Origin of the sequence: Enterobacter cloacae complex sp. SHL018 (genome assembly GCF_049237905.1) — a bacterium.
In the GTDB taxonomy this organism is placed as follows: domain Bacteria; phylum Pseudomonadota; class Gammaproteobacteria; order Enterobacterales; family Enterobacteriaceae; genus Enterobacter; species Enterobacter hormaechei_C.
In genome coordinates this window covers 268,596-290,774 of the sequence record NZ_JBMKJE010000001.1, presented here as the reverse complement: position 1 = coordinate 290,774, position 22,179 = coordinate 268,596, and the positions used below count along the sequence as shown (strand labels likewise).

General features: G+C 52.0%; 24 protein-coding genes. 3 read left to right on the top strand and 21 right to left on the bottom strand.

Translation table 11 applies throughout. From position 1 onward, the window contains the following. Positions 1 to 120: 120 nt before the first annotated feature. The 3 genes from ACOTY5_RS01525 to ACOTY5_RS01515 all read right to left on the bottom strand — a co-directional run bounded on the left by ACOTY5_RS01525 (position 121) and on the right by ACOTY5_RS01515 (position 3,620). A complete protein-coding gene (locus tag ACOTY5_RS01525; RefSeq protein ID WP_023296057.1) occupies positions 121 to 2,304 on the bottom strand; it encodes a TonB-dependent receptor in 2,184 nt (727 codons plus the stop codon). Between the two features lie 200 nt (positions 2,305 to 2,504). After that, the gene (gene yahO, locus ACOTY5_RS01520; protein ID WP_015571217.1) at positions 2,505 to 2,780 is read right to left on the bottom strand and encodes a DUF1471 family periplasmic protein YahO; all 276 of its coding nucleotides are present in this window, start codon (positions 2,778 to 2,780) and stop codon (positions 2,505 to 2,507) included. 450 nt (positions 2,781 to 3,230) lie between these two features. Further along, positions 3,231 to 3,620 carry a S24 family peptidase gene (locus ACOTY5_RS01515; protein WP_032652866.1) on the bottom strand — a complete coding sequence of 130 codons (390 nt, stop codon included), beginning with the start codon at positions 3,618 to 3,620 and terminating at the stop codon, positions 3,231 to 3,233. 112 nt (positions 3,621 to 3,732) lie between these two features. On the opposite strand from ACOTY5_RS01515, the gene ACOTY5_RS01510 reads away from it, so the two are divergent. The 3 genes from ACOTY5_RS01510 to ACOTY5_RS01500 are packed head-to-tail and all read left to right on the top strand — an operon-like array spanning position 3,733 to position 6,325. Then, positions 3,733 to 4,095 carry a GtrA family protein gene (locus ACOTY5_RS01510; RefSeq protein ID WP_032652865.1) on the top strand — a complete coding sequence of 121 codons (363 nt, stop codon included), beginning with the start codon at positions 3,733 to 3,735 and terminating at the stop codon, positions 4,093 to 4,095. Beyond that, the gene (locus ACOTY5_RS01505; protein WP_045344716.1) at positions 4,092 to 5,018 is read left to right on the top strand and encodes a glycosyltransferase family 2 protein; all 927 of its coding nucleotides are present in this window, start codon (positions 4,092 to 4,094) and stop codon (positions 5,016 to 5,018) included. The genes ACOTY5_RS01510 and ACOTY5_RS01505 overlap by 4 nt, the downstream gene beginning before the upstream one ends. Then, positions 5,015 to 6,325 carry a DUF3329 domain-containing protein gene (locus tag ACOTY5_RS01500; protein ID WP_032652862.1) on the top strand — a complete coding sequence of 437 codons (1,311 nt, stop codon included), beginning with the start codon at positions 5,015 to 5,017 and terminating at the stop codon, positions 6,323 to 6,325. The genes ACOTY5_RS01505 and ACOTY5_RS01500 overlap by 4 nt, the downstream gene beginning before the upstream one ends. Positions 6,326 to 6,349: 24 nt before the next feature. Here ACOTY5_RS01500 and ACOTY5_RS01495 read toward each other — a convergent pair whose 3' ends face one another. The 18 genes from ACOTY5_RS01495 to ACOTY5_RS01410 form a co-directional block, all read right to left on the bottom strand. Next, complete coding sequence (locus ACOTY5_RS01495; RefSeq protein WP_259429755.1) at positions 6,350 to 8,725, bottom strand: hypothetical protein; 2,376 nt, start codon at positions 8,723 to 8,725, stop codon at positions 6,350 to 6,352. A gap of 57 nt (positions 8,726 to 8,782) precedes the next feature. Further along, the gene (locus ACOTY5_RS01490) at positions 8,783 to 11,260 is read right to left on the bottom strand and encodes a host specificity factor TipJ family phage tail protein (RefSeq protein WP_259429754.1); all 2,478 of its coding nucleotides are present in this window, start codon (positions 11,258 to 11,260) and stop codon (positions 8,783 to 8,785) included. After that, complete coding sequence (locus tag ACOTY5_RS01485) at positions 11,247 to 11,612, bottom strand: NlpC/P60 family protein (protein WP_259429798.1); 366 nt, start codon at positions 11,610 to 11,612, stop codon at positions 11,247 to 11,249. The genes ACOTY5_RS01490 and ACOTY5_RS01485 overlap by 14 nt, the downstream gene beginning before the upstream one ends. Before the next feature lie 23 nt (positions 11,613 to 11,635). Beyond that, on the bottom strand, positions 11,636 to 12,100 hold the full coding sequence (locus ACOTY5_RS01480) for an HNH endonuclease signature motif containing protein (protein WP_032668726.1): 465 nt from the start codon (positions 12,098 to 12,100) through the stop codon (positions 11,636 to 11,638). 76 nt (positions 12,101 to 12,176) lie between these two features. After that, positions 12,177 to 12,647 carry a hypothetical protein gene (locus ACOTY5_RS01475; RefSeq protein ID WP_259429753.1) on the bottom strand — a complete coding sequence of 157 codons (471 nt, stop codon included), beginning with the start codon at positions 12,645 to 12,647 and terminating at the stop codon, positions 12,177 to 12,179. After that, the gene (locus ACOTY5_RS01470; protein ID WP_016245414.1) at positions 12,647 to 13,144 is read right to left on the bottom strand and encodes a hypothetical protein; all 498 of its coding nucleotides are present in this window, start codon (positions 13,142 to 13,144) and stop codon (positions 12,647 to 12,649) included. Before ACOTY5_RS01470 ends, ACOTY5_RS01475 begins: the two co-directional genes overlap by 1 nt. Further along, on the bottom strand, positions 13,144 to 16,074 hold the full coding sequence (locus ACOTY5_RS01465; protein ID WP_259429752.1) for a tail protein (tape measure): 2,931 nt from the start codon (positions 16,072 to 16,074) through the stop codon (positions 13,144 to 13,146). Before ACOTY5_RS01465 ends, ACOTY5_RS01470 begins: the two co-directional genes overlap by 1 nt. 12 nt (positions 16,075 to 16,086) lie before the next feature. Then, positions 16,087 to 16,758 (bottom strand): DUF6246 family protein, encoded by a 672-nt coding sequence (locus ACOTY5_RS01460; RefSeq protein ID WP_259429751.1) that lies wholly within the window; start codon positions 16,756 to 16,758, stop codon positions 16,087 to 16,089. Between the two features lie 57 nt (positions 16,759 to 16,815). Continuing rightward, positions 16,816 to 17,559 carry a phage tail tube protein gene (locus ACOTY5_RS01455; RefSeq protein ID WP_006808946.1) on the bottom strand — a complete coding sequence of 248 codons (744 nt, stop codon included), beginning with the start codon at positions 17,557 to 17,559 and terminating at the stop codon, positions 16,816 to 16,818. Between the two features lie 64 nt (positions 17,560 to 17,623). Next, positions 17,624 to 18,007, bottom strand: a complete 384-nt coding sequence (locus ACOTY5_RS01450) for a phage tail termination protein (RefSeq protein ID WP_421631815.1) — start codon at positions 18,005 to 18,007, stop codon at positions 17,624 to 17,626. Continuing rightward, positions 18,004 to 18,468, bottom strand: coding sequence for an HK97 gp10 family phage protein (locus tag ACOTY5_RS01445; RefSeq protein ID WP_259429750.1), 465 nt, complete (start codon positions 18,466 to 18,468; stop codon positions 18,004 to 18,006). The genes ACOTY5_RS01450 and ACOTY5_RS01445 overlap by 4 nt, the downstream gene beginning before the upstream one ends. Before the next feature lie 653 nt (positions 18,469 to 19,121). Further along, a complete protein-coding gene (locus ACOTY5_RS01440) occupies positions 19,122 to 19,472 on the bottom strand; it encodes a hypothetical protein (protein WP_063931517.1) in 351 nt (116 codons plus the stop codon). Beyond that, positions 19,469 to 19,702: a hypothetical protein gene (locus ACOTY5_RS01435; RefSeq protein WP_063931518.1), complete on the bottom strand. Its 234-nt coding sequence runs from the start codon at positions 19,700 to 19,702 to the stop codon at positions 19,469 to 19,471. Before ACOTY5_RS01435 ends, ACOTY5_RS01440 begins: the two co-directional genes overlap by 4 nt. Beyond that, positions 19,695 to 19,868 (bottom strand): 50S ribosomal protein L13, encoded by a 174-nt coding sequence (locus ACOTY5_RS01430; RefSeq protein WP_198740158.1) that lies wholly within the window; start codon positions 19,866 to 19,868, stop codon positions 19,695 to 19,697. The genes ACOTY5_RS01435 and ACOTY5_RS01430 overlap by 8 nt, the downstream gene beginning before the upstream one ends. Next, positions 19,868 to 20,248 carry a DUF7370 family protein gene (locus ACOTY5_RS01425; RefSeq protein ID WP_063963171.1) on the bottom strand — a complete coding sequence of 127 codons (381 nt, stop codon included), beginning with the start codon at positions 20,246 to 20,248 and terminating at the stop codon, positions 19,868 to 19,870. Before ACOTY5_RS01425 ends, ACOTY5_RS01430 begins: the two co-directional genes overlap by 1 nt. Before the next feature lie 2 nt (positions 20,249 to 20,250). Continuing rightward, entirely contained in the window at positions 20,251 to 20,652 is a 402-nt protein-coding gene (locus ACOTY5_RS01420; RefSeq protein WP_063963172.1) for a hypothetical protein, read from the bottom strand. 9 nt (positions 20,653 to 20,661) lie between these two features. Next, positions 20,662 to 21,726 (bottom strand): major capsid protein, encoded by a 1,065-nt coding sequence (locus ACOTY5_RS01415; RefSeq protein ID WP_063963173.1) that lies wholly within the window; start codon positions 21,724 to 21,726, stop codon positions 20,662 to 20,664. Positions 21,727 to 21,737: 11 nt separating this feature from the next. Beyond that, entirely contained in the window at positions 21,738 to 22,178 is a 441-nt protein-coding gene (locus ACOTY5_RS01410) for a hypothetical protein (RefSeq protein WP_047647778.1), read from the bottom strand. Position 22,179 lies beyond the last annotated feature (1 nt).

The following is a 22,179-nucleotide window of genomic DNA, read 5'->3' as shown; positions in this document are numbered from 1 at the left end:
TCCTGTCATTGGCCAAGAGGTAAGGATGTGGCGACCAGTGTAAGAAGCTTTTATTACAATTTTATAACACGACAACGAAGGGATTGGGGCGTCCCTGCCCCGGATAACGAGGTGGAACGCTTAGAACTCGTAGCCAACCGAGACCTTAAAGGTACGCGGCTCGCCCTGAGTGATGTAAGTACCGGAATCATCCACGCTTGACCAGTAGTTCTCGTTGGTCACGTTGTCGATGCCTGCCCGCACGGTCATCTGGTTTTCATTGTGGTTCACCGCGAAGCGATAGCGCATGCCCAGATCCAGCGTGGTGTAGCTGTCCAGCTTTTTGGTGTTCGCAAGATCGGCATACTGCGTGCCGGAGTGGTTAACGCGCGCGGTCGCCGTCAGGCCTTCAATCGGCTTGATATCGTACTCTGCGCCCAGCACGGCGTAGAAGCTCGGAATACCGATCGCATCGTTGCCCTGATTGACGCCGTTTTTGGTTTTGGTCAGCTCGGCCTGCAACCAGGTGGCGCTGGCGTTCAGGCGCATCCCAAGCATTGGCTCGCCGAAGACGTTCAGCTCCACGCCGCGGTTACGCTGTTCTGCATCCAGGCCGTAGTGACCGCTGTCGTCAAGGATCGCCGACGGCATTTTGATCTCAAACAGCGCCAGGGAGCCGCCCACGCGGCCAAAGTCCGCCTTTACGCCCACTTCGTTCTGCTTAGAGTGCACGATACCGGTGCTCTGGCCGTAGTTAGTAGCAGTGTTCGGCGCAGTTTCACCGGGCTGTAACGCCTCGGTGTGGTTGGCGTAGAGGGAAATTTCCTCCCACGGTTTATAGACTACGCCGTAGGTTGGCATCCAGCGGCTGCCGTCGAAACCGTCCGCGTCGTTTTCCGCGCCGGTGATTTTGTTGTACCCGCGGATGACAACTTTCTGATGACGTGCGCCTGCGGTGAACAGCAGCTTGTCATCCAGCACGCCCAGGGTATCACTCAGCAGCCAGCCCTGCGTGCGGGTGCGCCCGCTGGTCAGCGGATCGCTGTATTTGCCGCCAGAGCCGCTGAAGTTGCTGCTGTCCGGCATAGCCACGCCGGTGTTGTGGTAGATGTTGGTGGTCGGATTATCCGCCGCGGCCGACATTTTCCACGCGATTTTTTCGTTTTTGGTCATCGCCGAATACCCGACGTTCACCTTGTGCGAGACGAAGCCGGTAGTGAAGTTACCGCGAATGCCCGCCATGCCGCTGACGGAATCGCTGATGCGGTTGGTATCAAGGCGGCTGACCGTCGCATTACCGCTCTTATCGAGGAGCTTCGGCGCGCTGTAGATCCCTTCTTCGTGCGCGTGCTGCGCGCCGAGACCGGTATATGCCGTCCAGCTATCGGTGATGTCATACTCGCTGCGCCACATCCCGAACTCGTTTTCGATATCGCTGTAGGCCCACTTCTGCGAGAAGTTGCGATCGTTCTTCGGCGGCTCAGGCACAAAGTCCACCGCCGAGATGTTGACGCTGGTTGGGCTGCCGTGGAAGGTTTTTTTCTGGTAGCCCAGGTCCAACGAGGTGCGGAAGCGGTCGCCTTTGTAATCCAGGCCGGTGGAGAGCAGCGTGGTGCGGCGGCGGTCGTTCGGCACGCCGGTTTCGCCTTCGCGATGCACGAGGTTCACGCGCGCGCCAAACTGGTCGTTATCACCAAAGCGACGACCCGCATCCAGCGTGGTGCCAATCTGGGAATCCGAGGTGTAGTCAACGCCCACTTTCGCCTGCGGGGTGTCGCCCGCGTGTTTGGGCTCAAGGTTGATCATCCCGCCCACGCCGGAGCTTGCGGCGCCGTTCATCAGGGAGTTGGCCCCTTTGAAGATCTCGATACGGTCGACCATCTGGGCATCCACCACCTGACGCGGCAGCACCCCGGACAATCCGCCAAAGGTCATATCGTCGCCGTCAAACTTCAGGCCGCGAATGCGGAAGGTTTCCGCGCTGTTGCCGTAACCCTGAACAAATTGTACGCCCGCGTCGTTGGCAACCACGTCAGCAATGGTTTTTGCCTGCTGATCTTCCACCAGCTTCGAGGTGTAGCTGATGATGTTGAACGGCACGTCCATGGCGTTCTGCTGACCGAGCATACCCATGCGCCCGCCGTTCGCCACCTGGCCGTCGAGGAAGGCTGGAAGCAGCTGGTCACCACCGGGTTTGAAATCACTCCCCGCCGTGGACTGGACCACGATGGTGTCCTCTTTTTTCTCATCCGCCGCAAAAGCGGAGTGTGTAACCGCGCCGATGGCAATCGCCAGCAGCGTTTTGTGCATTGTGGTGTTGTTCATAATGAGCTCTTAACGTGCGCGCAAAAATGACCCGTTGTCGGGCCTTAAAAGTTATTAAAAGAAATGCAAATGAGAACTATACGCATTATGAATGCGTAATCAAGTGTCAACGGACATCTCTGAGCGAGAAGAGACAAGAAACAAGGCTGGCGGGAGGTATGGCGCGCAACCACCCCGAAACAGGGGTGGTTGCTAAGGCATTATTTTTTCTTGAAAATATCGGCGGTACCGTGAATTTTGTTGTTGGTGTTGCCGGAAGTCAGCACCAGAACATCAGCACCTTCTTTATCGGCTTTCTCGATCAGCTCTTTTTTCGCGTCGTCTACCGAGACTTCATTGGAAGTGCTAACCGTACCGATTTTTTCATACTGTGATTCCACTTTCTCAAACTCGTTTTTCGTCAGCAGTTCAGCCGCAAAGGTATTGGTGGTAAACAGAAATGCAGCGCCCATCAAAATAGCAGTCGTTTTTTTCATAACCTTTTTCCTTGAGATTAATCAGCAACTACGAAAAGCCCCACGAGTAAGAGTGAGGTGATATGAGCATGGTAGAGGAATAGCAAAATTGCCATAGGGTAAGAAAAATACTGTTATAACAGTCAATTGTGCTGTGAAAAATGTGCGTTAACGCTACTTTCGCGAGGGGTATTTCATGGAGAAAATCAGCAGGACGTCGCGCAGGCGGCAATATGTGAAATTTAATGGCACGCCCTGTAGGATTCGAACCTACGACCTACGGCTTAGAAGAACGTAGAGTACTGTTTAACACACTGTAATATCATTGGTTTTTCCGCGCTCGCACCGCGTTTGTGTCATAACGTGTCATTACTTGCTGTCGTATTTCCTTCTGATTCATCCATGCATGACACAACTGTGACACAGAGAGTACACAGCCATGCCTCATGGTATAGCTGTGTAATTTCCTTTCTACATCACCGGGCAATCATCAAACTCACCTGTCCGCGCATCGTTGATGATGTACGTGATTACCCCGAATATTGGTAGCGCCCCACTGATACCCTCGTCGTTACCAGGCAGCCTCTCCTTTCTCCCGTTCGCCACATTCTCCAGATGCGGATGCGGGTATGTGCGATACCTCTTTACTTTAAACTCACCGTTGCAGTCACAGATAAGCAGCGAGCCGTCACACGGCTTAAGCGACGAATCGATGACAAGGAGCGCATCTTTCATGATGCCGCATCTGTAGATAGTCTCACCCGCCCGCATGTAGTACGTAGCAGCAGGTTTCATGATAAGCGCCTCATCAAGTGACAGGCGACTTTCAACGTAATCAGCAGCCGGGCTCGGGAATCCCATACTCACCTCCGATAGTTACTGTATATGTATACAGTATTATCGATCGACGGTATCGATCAATAGTCTTTGTAGTGCTACACTTCAGACCTTTCAGAATTTACTGATTTATATCATGTTAAAGTTATTTGCCAGGTACACATCAATCGGCGTCATAAACACGCTCATTCACTGGGTTGTGTTCGCTATTTGCATATACGTGTTTCACACAGGTCAGGCGCTTGGTAACTTCGCCGGATTCGTCGTGGCAGTGTCTTTCAGCTTCTTTGCAAACGCCAGGTTCACCTTTAAGTCATCGACAACTACGATGCGCTACATGGTGTATGTAGGGTTTATGGGAACCCTGAGCGCAGCTGTTGGTTGGGCCGCAGATAAGTCCGGTATGGCTCCGATCGTGACTCTCATTCTTTTCTCCGCCATCAGCCTGGTGTGCGGGTTTATTTATTCAAAGTTCATTGTCTTTAGGGATGCGAAATGAAAATTTCTCTCGTCGTTCCCGTCTTCAACGAAGAAGACGCGATACCTATTTTTTATAAAACGGTTCGGGAATTTGAAGGGCTTCAGCAGCATGAAGTTGAGATAGTCTTCATCAATGACGGCAGCAAAGATGCTACAGAATCAATTATCAACGCGCTTGCTATTTCGGATCCGCTTGTGGTCCCGCTGTCATTCACAAGAAACTTCGGTAAAGAGCCCGCTCTGTTCGCCGGCCTTGACCACGCGACCGGTGAAGCGATTATCCCGATTGATGTAGATTTGCAGGACCCTATCGAAGTCATTCCTCATTTGATTGAGAAATGGCAGGCCGGGGCTGATATGGTTCTTGCTAAACGTTCTGACCGCTCAACAGATGGCCGACTGAAGCGCAAGACAGCTGAATGGTTCTATAAGCTCCATAACAAAATCAGCAACCCGCAGATCGAAGAAAACGTTGGTGACTTCCGCCTGATGTCGCGTGATGTTGTTGAAAATATTAAGCTCATGCCAGAGCGCAACCTTTTCATGAAGGGAGTGTTGAGCTGGGTTGGCGGCCGCACCGATGTCGTTGAATATGCACGCGCAGAACGCGTAGCAGGAAGTACGAAATTTAACGGTTGGAAGTTGTGGAATTTGGCACTTGAAGGGATCACCAGCTTCTCTACATTCCCTCTTCGTATGTGGACTTACATCGGCCTGCTCGTTGCTGGGGTGGCATTCATCTACGGGGCGTGGATGATTTTCGACACGTTGGTGTTCGGTAATTCTGTTAGTGGTTATCCATCTTTACTTGTATCTATTCTTTTCCTTGGTGGCATTCAGTTGATCGGTATTGGTGTGCTTGGGGAGTACATTGGAAGGATATACATTGAAGTGAAAATGAGACCTAGATACATAGTCAAGGATGGAGGAAAAATGAAATGATCAGCAAGTTGATAAAAGAAAACATTCTTTCCTTAGTTGTAATATGCACTGTCTTTATATTGATTTATTCATTGAATCATATGACGCTTTATGTTGCTGACGACTTTGTTTATAGATTTGTATACCAAACAAACCCATCTCCAAGCGCCGTTCCAATTAACGGTATCATTTCAATACTTTACTCTCAAATTCGACACTATGAGATATGGAATGGACGATTCGTGGCTCACTCGCTTGTTCAATTTTTCATGCAATTCGATAAATCAATATTCGATATTTTCAATACAATCGCTTTTATTACAATAGGTATACTAGTTTTAATGGTAGTAAAGTCAATTTCAAATATTAATGAAACTGGCTTTGCAGTTCTAATTACATTCATGACGTTATGGCTTATTGTTCCGGAATTTGGCTCATCGGTTCTTTGGGTTTCTGGGTCAATGAATTACTTGTGGATGTCTATTATTTACACAACATTCATACTGATAAGTATGCGTGAGAAGAGGCCTGGAGCATTAACACTTATTTTGTACCTAGCTTTGAGCTTCCTTGCTGGGGCTACAAATGAAAACAGTGGGCCAGCATCAGCCCTTATCGTCTTAATGATAGTATTTTTAGAATACATTAGAAATGGAAGGATTAGTTGGTGGAAATTGATCGGAACCGCTCTTTCAATTGCGGGATTTGCACTAATGATGAGCTCCCCTGGATCGCAAAAGAGAGGAGGCAGTCACTTCTCTTTAGAAATATTCGCCTCTCATTTTTATGATGTGTTGCAATCAAACATTTCTTTATTTTTGCCGTTTTATACGCTGTTTATATTACTATTTGTTGTATGCATATACAAAAATATAGTTTCCAAAAGAGATGTGGATTTCACCATAATATTTCTTACTGGGCATTTTGCATCAATATATAGTATGGTGGCTGCGCCGTCATTTCCTGAAAGAACTGCTTTTGGGGCAGCTATCATGCTTTCAATATTATTGATTCATTACATATGCAAGATTAGCCCTTCCTCTGTATTATTTAAAGCATTAGCATTTTCTTTATACACATCATTTGTTGCTACCTATACCTATGCAGCAACTGATATTTACAACACTTATAAAGAACTGATGATTCAGGTGAATGTAATACATGATTCCCAACCTGGTTCTGACATAGTTGTTCCGATGATTTCCAAACCTAAATCACAAGCTAACGCTTATAAAAATGCAATATACTTAACACATCGTAAAAATTCATGGATGAATATGTGGGCGGCTAGATTCTATAATATGAACTCAATATCAGGTAAGGACTAAATGAAGGCCCGAAAGGGCCTTTTTTTAGACTCCTGCGACAAATGCTGTGCAGTTAGTGAGACTGGCAGAGTTAATGTTTATTTGTACCTCCCCAGAAGCCAAGCATCTTAGGGCTACAGTGCCGTCTGAAATAGCCCCTTGCGTACCTATAACCTTGCCCTCCCAGAAAGCTATATTTCCAGCAGCTGCTGACAGATACGTAGATGCGTTAGTTAAAACCGGAACTGAAGCGCCATTCTTATTCAACTTGGCCCCTATAGTTCCGATTATTCCAGCGGATGCGTTAATGGTCTTCCTGGGAGCCAATTGTATCCTTAAATCAACGGACGTGAGACTATCGGAGTTAGTGTACAAAGTTACCCAGCTTGTTGAGTCATTAGCGTTAAAATCGATATCTACAGATCTAAGCCTCTGCAAACGGGAAGGATACGTCTTCAAATCACCTGTGATTGCTCCACCTTGAAGGAGGACGAGACTAGTAAAGTCGTTGCGTTGCCCCGTTCCCATCTTGGTGACTGATGCAGATCGAATTAGCATGGTGTCGATGAAGGTGGGTGATACGAGAATAGTATTTCCAGAACCTGTGATTTCCATTTCAGGGATGTACGCATTTTCTGTCTCAATACGATGATCCGCACTGGCATACCCACCATTATCATACTTAAGCAATCCGGAAAATGTAAGGAAGCCTCCTGATATATAGAATAGTGGGTAGTAATTAACGGTATATTTTCGCGTTACACTTAAATCACGAAGTTCATGCGCTCGTACAATAACAGTTTTTCCAGAAGCAACCTGAAGGTGAAAGAGTGAGCCAGTTGTAATAACGCCACGAAGAATAAGAGAGTCAATTGTGATATTTCCTGAATAAGCGCCCTCTACACCGTAAGTTGTGCGTTGGTAATCCAGGAACTGTGTACCATTGATTGCTTCAAACCCTTCTGTATTAAAGTCTGTACTTGCAGAACTAGCGCTACAGAAAATACGCGCAGGGTTAACACGCCCACCAAATAACTGGTTAGCTGTCTGCCCAGTTATAGTGTCAACCTGGTCACCGGACAGAGGAAGTGTTGATGTTCCTACGCAGGTAACTCTATCTAATATAACTTTACCGAATTTAGAGACGTTAGTTTGATTAGCATGGTTAATATCTGCGTCAAAGTTACCACGCCTCCAATATCCGTTTTGGAGAGTGACACGGCCAGTACTGGTGTGCTGGATGCCAAGCTTTCCAAAGTCGTAGCAACCTTCAAATCTGAAGTTACGCATTGTGAAGTTGGCAGATCCAATTACGTAGATGCAATCAATGGTCATGCCAGTAATTTCCGTACCTTCCACGGTAACGTCCACATTACGGCAAGTTAAGCCATAAGTTTTGAATTCCTGCATCTTGCCACCAATTATCGTGGCTTTTCCAGACCCTCGGAACTCCAGGCCAGCCATACCAAATCTCCAGTTGCCAACCCACACGTTGCGCATGAGAGTACGGTTTTCAACAGGATTCAGCACTGTGATGGTATTTCCAGATATAGCTGTTATATAGTTGAATTGTCCATATGACGATGAGTTACTCCATTTCCATGTATTAACATCACCATCTGGAATGAGGAATGATGTGGTTATCATATCCCCAACCTGGAATACACTTGCGTCATCTACTGTGAATGAATTTGCGCCTACAGCCGCATCTGCTGTAACAAGCGCTTTCTTGAGACCGCCATGCCAGACACCACCGCCACTAAGGTCTATGGTGAACTCATCTGTAACATTGAAAATACAGTTATACCCATTCTGCTTGACCATTGATCCTGGCAGGATAGTAATTTTTTTACATTTTGCTGTAGATGGCATGGTGAAGTCATCTACGTAATATGTACCTCCGCTGAACACCAACTCTTCAGCCTGGTTGAACGCCGTCAAAAGCTTTGAGATGTCTTGTCCCGCACCAGTCTTGAACCCGAAATATTCAACATTGAACGTATTTGTTCGCATATCAACGTATTGACGCGCAGTAGTATCACCTACGGACAGCCATGCACCTGGACCGATACCTCCAGTGTTTTCTGGTGTTGAGTTCGCAGGAACTACCTTTGGACCAGATAAAAATGACCCAGTCCATTTGTAATATTCACCATCGGCAGTATTAAGCAGTACTTCATTAGGCTCGTTAATAGTTGCGCCAGTAGTAAACGTTTTGCCTGTGAGGATAACGTAACCGAACGCTGCCATAGCCTGCTGAGAAAGATAATTGATACCTTCAACGGTGTAGTGTTGATTGCCGAAGCGATCGGTATAAGTCCACCCCATCGAGGTAACGAACTCGTCAATTTTCCCGGCGTTAAACTTCAGATCGCGCGGTGATTCGCTTGGGACGGGCAGGTTTGTTGGTGTCGTAGCCATATTGATTCCATAAAAAAAACCGGCGCGGTGCCGGGTATGGTTTGTCGGGGACGGTTCTTATTGGTAGATGGCGTCGCTGTATTCTGCGACGGTCAGAGATACCGTGTTATCTGTGTTCGGTTTGATGCTGTTGACCGTCCATAGCTGACTGTCCAGTTCTTCAACTGTCGCAATGAGATATCTCGACGGGAGCTGCACAGTGTCACCGTTCCATATATTGAGCTGAATGTTAGGGATAGCCGCGGTGAATCCGTACTCCGTGTCGCTACGGGCGGTGGCCGGATAGCGCAGCGTTGGGTTACCAAGGCTGTCGGTAACCAGCACATACATCGAGCCGGTAAACGTGATCGCCTCGCTGGTATCGAAGTCATTCCCGGAGCGGCCGGTGACGTAACCACCCTGCTGGTTGCTGTCGTAGATATCAGGCATCTGAATGACACTTCCAACCTGAATTATCCCGTCTTCAAACACTTTGGCGTTCATCTTCACGCGCGAGTAGATCAGGCGCTTGGTTTCGCGCAGAGCTCGTTCCCGGGCCTGATACTCATTACGGAAGCCGACGATCTCCAGCTTGTTTGGGTTTTCCGCTTCCTGCTCGACGATGGCACCATTCAGCACGCGGTAGTTGATGTACGTCTTGTTGTTCGTGGTCGGGTGAACATAGGACACTTGGACGCCGTCGTAGCCGCCAGGAAGCGTGGCCTCGTACGTCATTTTGTACTCGTCCGTCTTCATGTTGGCCCGGTTGAATACGGCCGCCGGGTAGTCAACCTTCTGATCACGGGTAAACGTCAGCACGCCGTCGTCCCAGTACGCCACAACCGACGCCGCATTGCAGATCGCCTGCACGCGGTCGCCAAGCGAGTCGTTCTCGTCATCAAACGTGTAGTCGAAGTAACCCAGTCGCTCATCAGGAAGGCTTTCAGCAATAGAGTACAGACCGTACAGGTCAATGCTGCTGACCGGCTGCTCACCCATCACAATCCAAGTGTGCGCCACCGCATCAGCGAACGAGCGCGACGGACGCAGCGTGTAATCCACGGTCTGCGTATCGAGGTCGTACGTGATGGTATGACGCGTCACCAGCGCGTTATATTTGCGCTCACGGCTGCCAAGAGCGTTCTCGGTCGCCCTCACCTTCACCCGCACCAGCGTATCGGTCGGATGAACGACGTTCGTCCTGATGTTGATGCTGTGGATCTCTTCGACCTTGAGCAGTGACGCGTCGCCGGAGTTATCCGTGCGCTGGAAGCTGACCGCGTATTTCCCGAAGCCGCCGGTCGGAGTGATCTTGTCAGTGCGATAAAACACCTCACTCGTCGACTGGTGTGGAGTCGTCTGCCGGTACGTGAATGTCTGCTGTGTGCCGGGAACCTGGTTGTAGTCATCGTCAATTTTCCAGATGACAACCTTCCAGTTGGTCTCTTTCTTCCCGCCGAGGCTGGACTGTGTATGCAGCCACAGCTGCGTTGACTCGACCGGGGAAAAGAACGGCCCAACCACCAGCGCCTCGTTATCGTTCAGGATGAATTTCGTGGTGTTGATCGTGGCATTCGCCGGAATATCCTGCGGCCCCTCCAGCTGGTTCATCGTAAACGTGTACCAGCGCACCGGGTTAACCACAGCGCCATCGTTTGTTTCAACGGCGGAAATCAACGTGCCGGAGAAATTTGCGTCAGTGGTGACGCTGCCTGATGCTGTGTTGTACGTAACGTTGATGGTGAAGGTAACCGCATGCGGCAGAACCAGGCCCATGAAATAGTCAAACTCAGCCTGCTTGACGATTTTCATCGCTATCTGTCCGCCGGAATACGTTCCGCTGACCACTGTGTTTGCCGTTGCTGTTTCGATCGGGAAGTCGCTGGCTTCGTTCTGCCCTGGGACCTCCTGACCGTCAACGTCATCGAATCCGTACCCCTCAACGATCTGCGGGATAACTTCGCCAGGCTGGAAGAACTGGAATTCGGCACCGGCCAGTGAACCGAGGCTTGATTCTGAGTAGCGCACGGACTCGTAATCGTATTTTCCGATCCCGATGCACATCCACTCTGTAACGTACTTCAGGCCGCCGTCGGTGGACGTCTGGTGCACGTATTCAAATACTGATTCCTGGATCAGGTCCGGGAAAGAGCGAATCTGCCCGTAGATGTCCGGTTTGGCTTTGTAGACGCGCGCGGTGTTTGTCTGACCGGTCAGGCTATTGTTCGGTGAGTCGACGGTATTACCGCCGTTGTTCGCGATTGCCGGCTTCGGCGCCAGGAACGAAAACACCTGGCCCACCACTTTAAAGATCGGGCTCAGGATGTCGCCGACAATGCCCTTTGGCTGGTCGAATATCTGGATGTTGTCCAGTTCGCTCAACTCAAACGCCAACTCGTCATCGTCACCCAGCTTTACGCCATTGCGGACAATCAGCAGGTCACGGTGGAAAGTAGCGTCATTGGCCGCCAGCCAGTCATAAAAAAGGGTGCCGTTTGGCACCCTGCAACGCAGCTTAGGCGTTCCTGGAAAATTCGATATCTCAACCAGCGCCATACGAAAAATACTCCACTTTGGTGAATGCCCGCTGAATGACCAGCAACGAGTCCATGCGTACGCTTCCGTTCTCGCCGCGTGAATGCAGCGCCTGCCTGTTAAGCACCAGTCCAACGTGTGCCGGCTGCGCGCCGCGGTATCCAACGAATATCCCGCCCTCGACCGGCTTATCGGCCTGGCGCCAGAAGACGACGTCACCCTGATAGCAGGTGAAGAAGTCCGCCCCGGCTTCGTAGTCCGGTGTCTGGTGCAACTCAATGCCGAGAACGTGCCGGTAATACAGCACGCACAATCCCCAGCAGTCGACTTTCTCGAAAGAACATGCCCGGTTAGCCCACGGCACGCCGATCATCCTGATGATGAAATCAGAGGTAGTCATGTGCCGTGCCTACCAGTTACATCGCCGCTTCTCACTTCAGCAATAATTCTCGCCTCACAAGCTGAAGGGAAGTCAGGAAACCAACCAAGATGAGCATTTGCCAATCTTGCGCGCCACTCATTCCTTCTCTTCAAGAAATCCACGCCAGTAACACCTGATGTATTACCAGTTAGTTTTCTTTTATTCCTTGAGTTGACAGCTCTGCTAACCGCCCTGAGGTTATCTATGTTGTTATTTTTTTTATCACCATCAATATGATCAATTTCATGACCGTTAGGTATTTCACCATGGTGCATCTCATAAATAATCCTATGAACAAGCAATTGCTTTCCATCAACGATTACAGAGAGATATCCTTGTGTAGTAGTCTTGTTTGGTGACCTTCCGTATCTGACACCACTCCTTCTTATATTCCAATATATCTTTCCATCATCATATCTGAAAAGTTCATGCCAATTCATATAGAGACCTCAACCAGAAGATACAAATATATTTAATACGAGCAAGAGGAGTAGCGCGCCTAATAATTATACCACTTCATAAATATTGAAGCCCAGTATATTCGCGGGGGTCGTATAATTTCCCAATATTATTATTGAGCGGATTTGTGACAGACAGGGTTACCGAGGCGGAGTCTGCGTCGATGTCCACCGTCTTGACGTAAAGCTGCCACGACTTAATCGGCACCGACACGTCGCCGCTGTCGAAGATCTGCCGCGTGGCCGTGATGGCAGTCAGCCTGGCCGCACCCTTCCACTGCTTCATCAACGCTTTGATGTCAGACGACAGCCGCCCTAACTTCACCGTCGCGTCGATCACCGGCGTACCGCTCTGCTGGCTCTCTTCGATTTCAAAACGGGCGGGTGTGTACGCCTGTCCGCCGAGCGTCTTGGGGAAGAACTGCTTGTCGACAAGGCGAACGTAACCAAAGGATGGATGGTAGAACGTAATGGTGTCGTACAGTCCGCGCGTCGGGCGTTGCTGCTTATACTCCCTGAAGCTCGGCATTACGGCACCCTCGGTAGTGATTCCGGATCGCGACCGTCCGGATAACCCGTGACAACGATATCCAGCCACGAATCCCACGGCGGCGGCAGCTCAACAATGATGTCGTCGAACTCGTCGTCGGCGTTGTATAGGTGGTTCGCAATAACCGTCCCCGTCCAGGTCACCACCCCGCCGTCGATACTGGTTTGCACCGGCATCTGCGTGAAGTGAAGCTCCTGCAACTGGAGGCCACTTCCGCCCAGATTGATATTCATCCGGAACCAGTTCAGGCCCCGGTTGAGATAGTTTGGGCTGCGCAGCCACTGCTGGAAAGCGCGCTCCTGCGCCAGGGTGAAGATCCACGTCAGTGACCAGGTCACTTTCAGGTCGTCGGTTTGATTCTCGAAGATTGCCGGGCCGACCGCTGGCTGATCGGTCTGGAACCCGGTATCGAGAGTCATGTTTTTGCTGGCCTTCTGCGCCAGTGGCAGCCAGTCGGGATAGTCGATAATTGGCATCAGCCCTGTCCCCTCGGCGTGCGTTTAACGTTCATGTTGCTTGTGATGGCGTTACTGATTGGCCCGCCGTTGTTCAGGTCAGCGACAATTACATCCACAGTCACTCCACCATTTGCATCGCTACCGGCCTGCGCATCGACGGACGATGACGTGTAGTTCTGGATATTGATAACCACCCCGCCGCCTCCCCCGGCAGTCATCTCCTTGTTGCTGATCACCCTGCCGTTGTCGCCCGGTATCATGTACTGCTTACCGGTGCTGGCTTGGTAAATCTCAGGCATCCCGCCTTCTCCGACCTGATACATCCCGCCAGCCGAAACTGGGCCGCCATTTTTACGCTTTCCTGACAGTGCCAGGATGCCAGCCATCGCGCCAAGGCCAATAGCAACAGCGCCACCGAATGAAGCCACGGAGGACATGATAGCCGCCGGAGTCCATGCGGCAGTCGAAGCAGCGGCGGCAGTGGTACTGGCAGCGGATTGCACGCCAATGCCAGCAACCTGAGCTGACGTTGTCGCTGCAATTGCAGCCTGCTGGGTTGTGGAACCCATGATTGCAGACTTAGCCCACTCGACGCCCATTTGCACAAAGGAGTTGATCAGTTGGTTAACAACAGAGTTAGCGAGTGAACGAACAGCTTCCTCACCACTTTGCGTGCCAGTGATAATTCCAGCGAAAGCGCTGGATGCATTATTGCCAAGAGCATCAAGCGATGCCGCAAGCATCTGGTTGGCTGCGCTTTGCTGAGAGAATAGAGTCCACTGTGCCGCAAGGCGTTGCTGCTCGTATTCAGTGTCGGCTGCGGCGCGTAGAGCCAGTGCGTTCTGGTGAGTGATAAGCCCCTGTTGCTCGTATGCCTGAATAAGCGCGAGTTTTCGGGCGTTTTCATTCGCTAGTTGCTGAACCGGATCAACGCCCCCTACAGCATCTTGCTGTGGCGTCACCGCCTGCTGCGCGCGGATTTTTGCGAGGTTTGCCTGGTGTGTGGCCTCGAGTCTCTCAGATGTCTGATTGAACTGCTCCTGACTGATTTTCTTAGCAGCCAGAGCGGTATTCAGATCCTGAACATCATGCTTATAGCTTGCGTTTTCACGCGCTTCTGGCAGGAGCTTCTCGGCTGCGGCCTGTGCTTTGAGCGCATTGGCCGTATCCCATTTTGCCGCCGCGTACTGCCCCGCCAGCTCGAGCTGTTCTTTTGTGGCTCCTTTTCCGAGAGACTGCTGCGCATTAAGGATCGCCTGCTCGCGACTAAGCTTATTTGTTGAGTCAGCGGCAAGCTCCGATTGCTGCTTGAGATTAGCCAGCTTCTGAGCGATAGACTCCGCCTGAGACGCTCCTTTCTTCTGTTCGGATTTGAGGGCCTTCTGCGCCTCTGTATTTTTGTAAGTGGCAGCAGCGTCATCCTCCATCTGCTTGGCATGCGGATCATCCTTCGCAAATCCGGCATCTTCGGCAGCGTATTGAGCCTGCAACCGCGCGCGGGCCTCCCCCTGGAGCTTAGACAGTGCCAGATTGCGTTCTGACTGCTTGATCAGGTTCTTCTGGCCGCTGGTGAGGTTGTCTGTCTCTTGCTTGAGCGCCGCGACGTTGCCTTTGGCGATTACCGCCTCACGCGAAAGCTCTACCAACTTACCAACGAACGCTGTGAGCGCAGTTTGTCCCTTTTCAGTAGAGCTCTGCGTGTTCTGCAACTCTGTAGCCAAACGCTGTAAAGCCTCTGGCGATGGGTTTTTGGCAATATCTGAAAGCTGTTTGCTCAGCTCAAATGCTTTCTGCTCGGTGATGCCGAACTTGTCCGCTACGGCTCCAACGGTATTGCCGATGCTGTTCGCAGTAGCCTGGAACGCCTGACCTGCGCCGTATGCCTGCTTAACTGCCTCGGCATAGTTATCGGTGGTAATTTCCAGAGTAGCCAGACGGTCATTAAATCCATCTACCGATGCATAGCCGCCTGAGAACGCCGACAACGCTTTATCACCGAAAGACAGTAGAGAACTTGATGCGTCGCTGATGGCTTTCGGTATTTTGTTGATCGCCTCGTTGTACTCCAGGAGCGCCTGGTTACGCATCAGCGTTGCGACCTCAGCGTTGGTCTTCGCCAGGTACGCATATTTGTCAGACAGCGCGGCCACGCCATTGATAGAGACGTTGATAACCTTGTCCATCGCTTCGGCTGCATCTTTCAGCGCGTCCATGGCATTCTTGCCGCCATTAAGCGAAGTGATAAGCACACCCGCCAGAACTGAACCAAGCGCAATTATGGCACCGAAAACAGCGCCGCCAGGCCCGAACGCGCCAGCGAGTTGCGATCCCTGCTGGGCGAATGCTACCAATGCAGACTGCCCACCCTGGACTTGTACGATAAAGTCCTGCACCTGGTAACCGGCCTGCTGCATGCTGGTTTTCCAGCTACCAGTGCCTTTTGCACCATTTTCAACGCCAGTCTTCATGTCATACAGGCGACCGGTCAGCTCGCCGATCTTCTGTTTTTCTTCGTCTGTCGCTTTTGACCCGGCGCGGAGTTGGGCGGCAAGAATAGCAGCACTGCGCGCGCCATTCTCCTGCGCTTCATCCAGCACAGCTAACTGATTACCCAGCGCCTCGATGATTGATTCAGCGCGATTAAACTCGCTGTTAGCGCCACCGGTACCGCTGCGGGCCTCTTCCATAGCGCGGGCAATGCCGCTGACGTTGGTATTTAGCTTGCGCAGCTGGTTATCCATGGAGTTGGCATATCCAGCCAGTTCTGTAAACGCTGCCCCGGTTTGTAAGGTGCTCTCGTCGAGGTTATCCATGCCCTTTCCGGACTGCTGGGCCGCAGCATCCAGTTTATCTAGAGCATCAATGGCCTGTTTGCCGCCTTGTAACAGCGGCTCAACGTCGGCGCTGATTTCATAAACGATGCTACCGGCGTTCTTCTCACCTGCCATGTCATTCTCCGGTTATTGCTTTGCTTTTGCCCTGCGCGCGGCCTGTTTAGCCAGGTATTCGTCAGCGATGCTGTCGTATTCATCGCGAGTGAAGCCTTTCTGGTCCGGGTATTTTGCCGCCAACAGCATCTGAAATTCGGTCATCGTTAACTGCGAGGCTTCGGCGCGATTCATGCCGAAGTGGCTGCGAGCTGCGCTGATGTAGTCGAATGCTTTAAACTCTGTTGTGCGCTCGCCTGTTTCATGGCGCTGCAACTGGCGAACCCTGGCTTTTCCGACAATGCCGTGCTGCATGAGGTGCTGCGCCAGCACGATGATGTCGTTCTTTGGTAATCTTCCCGGTCGGTATACGACGCAGTGACGCCACCCCTTCCACTCGCCTATCATTGGCGTCAAGTCTTTCTCGCTGCACGCCTGAAGCACTAGCATGCACGTAGATAACAGTTTCTCAGCGGCGCGGTTGAAAGAAGGAGACATCCATTCAGGAAAGCGCCCCAGCGTGCCAGCGCACACCTCAATGAGATGAGCGACATCATTGCCGTGGATGGTGGCGTATGCCTGCACAATCTCTTCCGGAGTGCCGATCCTGGTCATGGCCTCGAATGAAGGTCGCAACAGGTAATCTTTCCCGCCTTCGCAGCTGTCGCTGATAGACAGTTCGCCAATATCGGTTAAAGCAGTCATAGGCCTTCCAGTAAACGGTCATTATCAAGGGCAGCACGCCGCCCTTTGGAATGTCCGTTAGGTAACGGTAACCGTATGCACGGCCACAAAGTTGCCGTCTTCGGTGTTGATGATTATCTGCGCGCTGCCGGTGGCGACGCGCGTCACGGTAACGGTGTTGCCGGAGGCGGTAGCCGTTGCTTTGGTCGCATCGGTAGTCGCTACAGTGAAATCTTTGTTTGTAGCGCCGGTTGGTGCGATGTTCACCGTGAAGGTGCTGGTGCCGCCTGCTGTGCCGGTGCTGGTAGCCGGAGTTACCGTTACGCCAGTCACCGCTACAGCAGTCAGCTCGTTCACTTCGATGGTAGTTGCATCACCGACTTTGAACTCGGTTGAGAACGTGACGATGTCGTTGGTGCCGCCGTCAGAGCTCAGCGCCGTGATGTTCATATAGCCGACGAATTCGACCGGGCCGTAGTCCATGCGTACCCAGATACCGGGCTGGCGCTTGGCCTTCAGCTCATCAGCGAAATACTTGATGAACTTGCCAACGCCGTACTGATCCAGCTTGTCCTTCTTGCGCACTTCGCCTTCAAAGCTCAGGGTGAAGTCACTGTTGGTGATGATGGTCTCGACATAGCCGCCGCCGTCATCCGCATCAGAGGTAACCGAGTTCGGGTTGAAGTCGAAGCCCTTCGACGTACCAGCGGCCAGCGCCATCCACTCACCTTCGAGTGGTTTGACGTCCGGGCAGCCATCGGCGACTTCCAGCACGACCGCACCGCCGAACAGGCGCTCGTTCGAGTTCTGGCAATTAGCCATGTGAAACTCCTCTTTGACGTATAAAAAAGAAAACCCGCCGGAGCGGGTTGTTTGGTTGGGATGGCTATTCGCCGTAAGTGCAGGCGAACTGGAGTCGGAAGACTATTCGCCCTTCTTCTGTGAGCACCGGCGCGGGAATTGCGCCCATGTTCTGGATGTAGCCGACGCACTCGTCAGCCATGGGGTTGGCCTGGACGTAGTCGACGATACGCTGTACGGCGTTGAGCGCGTCTTTGCGCTTGTCCTTCGCGCCGACAACGTCGACCAGGACGTGATACTCAGAACCGAGGTCAGTACGGATATTCGACCTGCCGTTTGGCCTGAATACCATGATCGCCTTGGACAGGTCGCCCGGGTCGTCGTACATCAGCTGCTGCACCGTGAAACCGGTAGTTAGCCCGGCGTCGCCGAACATGTTGCGCACCCGCTCGTGCATCATGGGTGTCATAGCGAAAGCTCCTTGCGCATCACCGCATCAACGTTATCGCGCTCTTCATTCGCGCCTTTGGTCAGGAATTGCGGCTCACCATGCGGATCCCAGTAGTTGCCCTTTCCTGTCCCGCCACCGAATTCTTTCGGTTTCTGCGGGCCGAACTCAGACCGGTTACTGGTCACGCCGAAGTGCGCGCGCGGCTGGCCCTTCAGCTTACCTGACGCCTCATGCACGTAGGCGGCATAGTTGGCTGAGTAGCCGATTCGCCCGGTGATGAGAACGCCTCCAGCGTCGATTTCCCGAAACTGACTGTTAATCAGCGTAGAGGTGTCGATCGGAGTGTAATAGGCTGCCCGGGCACCGATGAGAATCATCGCTGACTGGAGGGCGCGGATTACCTTGCGCCCCTTAACGTCGTTGATGACATCGTTAAGGTGCTTCTTCGCCTGGCTGATGCCCTTCACTTTGATGCCCATGGTTTTCTCCAGGCAATAAAAAAGGCCGCCATAAGGCGACCTTCAAAAGTGATGTGGTGTCCGGCGCTGATCTCCGGAATTAGCTAAATGTTTTAACTGTCAGATGCCGAACTTTTCCGCCTTCCAGGCACAGCGGTTAGCTTTATCGGTCTTGCTTAGCCTTTAGTGTCACTTTCGTGAAACTGACAGTTTTACACTGCTATGTTTAGCGCATCAGCCTGCGCATTCACCACGTGAATATTTTATCATATTCCTGTCAGGATGGCGTAATCAGAGTAATTTAACCCTGCGCTCAAGCTCATCACCGTCCTCAATGAGCTTTCTCATCTCGGGTGGAGCTGATCGCGAGGCGTGCGCTTAATCTGCTTGGACTTCTGTTCATGAACCGGTACAGCGGCGTACACAGAAATAGCCACAGCTAGCGCTGAGATAGACATTGTGAGCAGGTCGAGCCCCATAAATCCCCCCATTTAAGTCCAGATGAATCTGTAAACTGCACATACAGAGACCGCCTGCGCAGCAAATACAAGTGGAGCAGCAAGCCACGCTATTTTGCGGTGATTAGTCATCAGCTCTTTGGCGCAGCAAAGAAAACAGATTGCCATCAACCATAAATAAAAGACAAAGAAAGAAATGCTCATGAAGACCTCTGGTTAGATGCCGGTCAGTATCGCATAATCATCAGCCAGGCGCTCAAACGTATCGGCATGGCGGATAACTTGCCGTACCTCGTCGGCACCGGCCACAACCGGGTCGGCTTCCGTCGATACGCCAATCAGAAGGTAATCACCTGCGGCAGCCAGAGCGAACTCAGTCCAGACCGTATTCTTCACGACGATTTCAGCGCCCAGGCTGGCTAACTTCTTGCTGAGCCCGCCCTCGTAATCACAGAGGATTTGCTCAGGTTCGGCATAACCCAGAGGATCGCCGTATTCGTCATTACCTTCCCGTTTACGCCAGATGGTCGCCGTGGCGGTGTAAGACCAGTTGGCAACGCTGCTCATAGAGTGAATACCTCCACCTTCTCAACGATTTTGAAATCATCAAGAGGCCGCATCGAGCCTGATTGACTGGCGAGGCGCTTAGCATCAGCCTGCTCCAGAAAGTCAACTTTGGCTTTCTCGTAAGTTTCAGCATGTCGGCCAATAAACTTAACTCCGGAGTCGTTTATCCAGATGAACAGCGACCAGTTGCCTTCGCACTTAAAGGCATGCACATCGTATCGTTCAGCCATCTTTCCACCTCAACACCTTCGCGCCAGTCGCCCGGATGCGCGCGCAGTTGATGAACCACTCGCCATCCGATTTCACGTAGCCGGTCGTCTCCCTCCCGGTGTCGGTCATTACCCAGACGCGGGTGAACGCGCGCGGAATGCCGCGCTTAACTGATTTGTACGTCATCAGCAGCCCCCGACCACCATGAACAGGCCGACGCTGTTACCGGCGCTGATCGGCAGCTCTCCGGTGCAGCCGCTGGTATCTAGCCGGGCCAACGAGTCGCGCAACCAGGTAATGCTGTCGTCGCCATATTCAAACGAGCGGGATGCACCAGACGGCGCACCCTGCGATTTGATGCGGCGTGCACCAGACGACGTAGCCATAAGCGCGGCGGCGTACATCAGAATCAGCTTCGCGGTGCAATCGTCATACCCCGCGCCATTGAGGCACGGGATAATCTTATTCACCACGCAGAGGATCGGATCCAGCAGCGCGCCCGGGATGGAGTAACCCAATTCACCGAGGAACGCCTGCACGTCTGCCGCTGTGATTGGGTCAGCCATGGTTATTTCGCCTTCTTGGTTGCTTCTGCCAGTGCTGCTTCAGCTTCGTCGGCGCGCTTGTTCGCGGATTCAAGCTCAGTTGCATGGGCCTGCTTCAGCTGCTCAAGGGCATCAGCATGCTCTTTGTCTTTCACATCAGCGTCTGACTGGGCCTGCTTCAGCTGCTCAAGGGCATCATTGAGTTTTGACTGCAGATCGGATGCACCGGATGTAACCGGCGCAGACGGTGTCGCCACTTCGAAGACGAGCTTTTCACCCTTCCTCTCGGTGGATTTCTCAACCTTGCCCTGCTCAATCCACTTCTCAGCAATTGAGTCATCGACGTCGTAAACCTGTCCAGCCTCCAGCTTTTGAAGGCTGGCACCAGCAAAGAGGTTTGCTACCAATACCTTTACGAGTGCCATGTTGTTTCCTTAGCTCGAAGCGTGAATTACAGAGTAGTGGCCGTTGATGTCCTGCTTGACCATCAGGCCAGCAGCGCCCCAGGTACGCCAAACGTAATCTGAGTTGTAGAACTGACGCGGATCAGCGACGGTACCGAACGCCTGGCCGACGATAGGAGCAATCACGCCAGCCTGCAGCGGCACGATTACGATTTCGTTGCCGGTCAGCTCAGCATCTTCTTTGATTGCCGCGATGCCTGACAGTTTGGAGATCTCTTCCAGCACGGTGCGGAGAGAGTTCACATCGAAATACTGCTCCCAGTTGGACATGATTTCGCTGGAGACGTACCACGTCTGCTGGCCGTACTGCATGTTTTGCAGCTTGAGGACGTCACGCAGGGCGATCGCCGCGGCACGCATGGCTTTCGGGTCGGTGCTGGTTGCGAAGTTAACGGTCAGTGTCACCTGCGCCACACGCTCATCGTGACGTAAACCCTTCCAGGTCTTGTCATCGAATTTGATGTAGTTACCAGCCGCATCACGGAAGCCTTCCCAGATGTAGTCCACATACTGGCGACGCACATCATCAACAGATCCGGCCTGAGCATCCGCCAGGGATGAGAGAGCAGATCCTTTGTTGAATACCGGGTCACGCCAGTTGAACTTAAAGCCGCTGTCGTGGATCGGCACCATGGTGCCATCGAAGGTGTAAGACTTCGCATCCAGCGCAGCGCCAATCTGACCGGACATGGAAGTGTGCGCCCAGCCACGGCCGCCGGTGCGAGCGTATTCGTACACAGACTCTTCCAGGCGAACAGAACGAGACAGCGGCATCAGGTCGTTCAGCAGCGTGAATTCGGTGTTCGGCTCAAACTGCTTGAGCACAGTCTGGTCATAGGCCTTGTACAACCGGCGGATATCGTCGACTGCGTTTACTGCGTCCAGTTTCCCAAATTCACCGATAGTAGCGCGAGCGAGTAGATCAGCTACTGCCTGTGCACTGGAGTTTCGTGCGAATTCGAGTTGACGAAATTGAGCCTGGTTAACTTCAAGGTTCCCGGTTTCGGTCGCCTGCTTAGTGGAGAATACAAACATTCAGGTGCTCCTTATTTAATGACCACGCGCAGGAGGTCACCTGCCGTCGCAATGGTGTATGAGCGGTCTTCTTCTACGTAGCAGCGGACCGATTCATCAGTACCAACAGCCTTAACACGACCGTTGGCAACTGAGAGCGGCTGCCCTTTTGTGTAAGTGCCTGCTGCGGCGGGAACGTTGAAGAAAACGCCCGGGGTTGGGTGGAAAGCAACAACCCAATCGCCAGCCTTGATGACGTCGTCTACGGTTTTGCAACGCAGGTAGTCATAGTTGGCTACGTAGAGGATCGCGGCTTCATTGCCATCCACGGAAGCGGTGAATTTCTTCGTGGTGTTGTCGAAGAAACCAATCGTACCAGGAGGCGTATCAGCGGCTGCAGCACCTTCACGGTGAAGCTGTGGGTTCGCGAAGATACCGCCCGCGTGAATTACGTGTTTTCCGTCTTTAGCCATT

Excerpts from the sequence above, each read along its gene's own strand:
- ACOTY5_RS01420 (WP_063963172.1), bottom strand. The coding sequence starts at position 20,652 with ATGGCACTCGTAAAGGTATTGGTAGCAAACCTCTTTGCTGGTGCCAGC.
- ACOTY5_RS01410 (WP_047647778.1), bottom strand. The coding sequence starts at position 22,178 with ATGGCTAAAGACGGAAAACACGTAATTCACGCGGGCGGTATCTTCGCG.
- ACOTY5_RS01440 (WP_063931517.1), bottom strand. The coding sequence starts at position 19,472 with ATGAGCAGCGTTGCCAACTGGTCTTACACCGCCACGGCGACCATCTGG.
- yahO (WP_015571217.1), bottom strand. The coding sequence starts at position 2,780 with ATGAAAAAAACGACTGCTATTTTGATGGGCGCTGCATTTCTGTTTACC.
- ACOTY5_RS01455 (WP_006808946.1), bottom strand. The coding sequence starts at position 17,559 with ATGGCTAATTGCCAGAACTCGAACGAGCGCCTGTTCGGCGGTGCGGTC.
- ACOTY5_RS01430 (WP_198740158.1), bottom strand. The coding sequence starts at position 19,868 with ATGACGTACAAATCAGTTAAGCGCGGCATTCCGCGCGCGTTCACCCGC.
- ACOTY5_RS01480 (WP_032668726.1), bottom strand. The coding sequence starts at position 12,100 with ATGAATTGGCATGAACTTTTCAGATATGATGATGGAAAGATATATTGG.
- ACOTY5_RS01435 (WP_063931518.1), bottom strand. The coding sequence starts at position 19,702 with ATGGCTGAACGATACGATGTGCATGCCTTTAAGTGCGAAGGCAACTGG.
- ACOTY5_RS01445 (WP_259429750.1), bottom strand. The coding sequence starts at position 18,468 with ATGGGCATCAAAGTGAAGGGCATCAGCCAGGCGAAGAAGCACCTTAAC.
- ACOTY5_RS01465 (WP_259429752.1), bottom strand. The coding sequence starts at position 16,074 with ATGGCAGGTGAGAAGAACGCCGGTAGCATCGTTTATGAAATCAGCGCC.
- ACOTY5_RS01490 (WP_259429754.1), bottom strand. The coding sequence starts at position 11,260 with ATGGCGCTGGTTGAGATATCGAATTTTCCAGGAACGCCTAAGCTGCGT.
- ACOTY5_RS01505 (WP_045344716.1), top strand. The coding sequence starts at position 4,092 with ATGAAAATTTCTCTCGTCGTTCCCGTCTTCAACGAAGAAGACGCGATA.
- ACOTY5_RS01525 (WP_023296057.1), bottom strand. The coding sequence starts at position 2,304 with ATGAACAACACCACAATGCACAAAACGCTGCTGGCGATTGCCATCGGC.
- ACOTY5_RS01485 (WP_259429798.1), bottom strand. The coding sequence starts at position 11,612 with ATGATCGGCGTGCCGTGGGCTAACCGGGCATGTTCTTTCGAGAAAGTC.
- ACOTY5_RS01415 (WP_063963173.1), bottom strand. The coding sequence starts at position 21,726 with ATGTTTGTATTCTCCACTAAGCAGGCGACCGAAACCGGGAACCTTGAA.
- ACOTY5_RS01470 (WP_016245414.1), bottom strand. The coding sequence starts at position 13,144 with ATGCCAATTATCGACTATCCCGACTGGCTGCCACTGGCGCAGAAGGCC.
- ACOTY5_RS01425 (WP_063963171.1), bottom strand. The coding sequence starts at position 20,248 with ATGGCTGACCCAATCACAGCGGCAGACGTGCAGGCGTTCCTCGGTGAA.
- ACOTY5_RS01460 (WP_259429751.1), bottom strand. The coding sequence starts at position 16,758 with ATGACTGCTTTAACCGATATTGGCGAACTGTCTATCAGCGACAGCTGC.
- ACOTY5_RS01450 (WP_421631815.1), bottom strand. The coding sequence starts at position 18,007 with ATGACACCCATGATGCACGAGCGGGTGCGCAACATGTTCGGCGACGCC.
- ACOTY5_RS01515 (WP_032652866.1), bottom strand. The coding sequence starts at position 3,620 with ATGGGATTCCCGAGCCCGGCTGCTGATTACGTTGAAAGTCGCCTGTCA.
- ACOTY5_RS01500 (WP_032652862.1), top strand. The coding sequence starts at position 5,015 with ATGATCAGCAAGTTGATAAAAGAAAACATTCTTTCCTTAGTTGTAATA.
- ACOTY5_RS01475 (WP_259429753.1), bottom strand. The coding sequence starts at position 12,647 with ATGCCGAGCTTCAGGGAGTATAAGCAGCAACGCCCGACGCGCGGACTG.
- ACOTY5_RS01510 (WP_032652865.1), top strand. The coding sequence starts at position 3,733 with ATGTTAAAGTTATTTGCCAGGTACACATCAATCGGCGTCATAAACACG.
- ACOTY5_RS01495 (WP_259429755.1), bottom strand. The coding sequence starts at position 8,725 with ATGGCTACGACACCAACAAACCTGCCCGTCCCAAGCGAATCACCGCGC.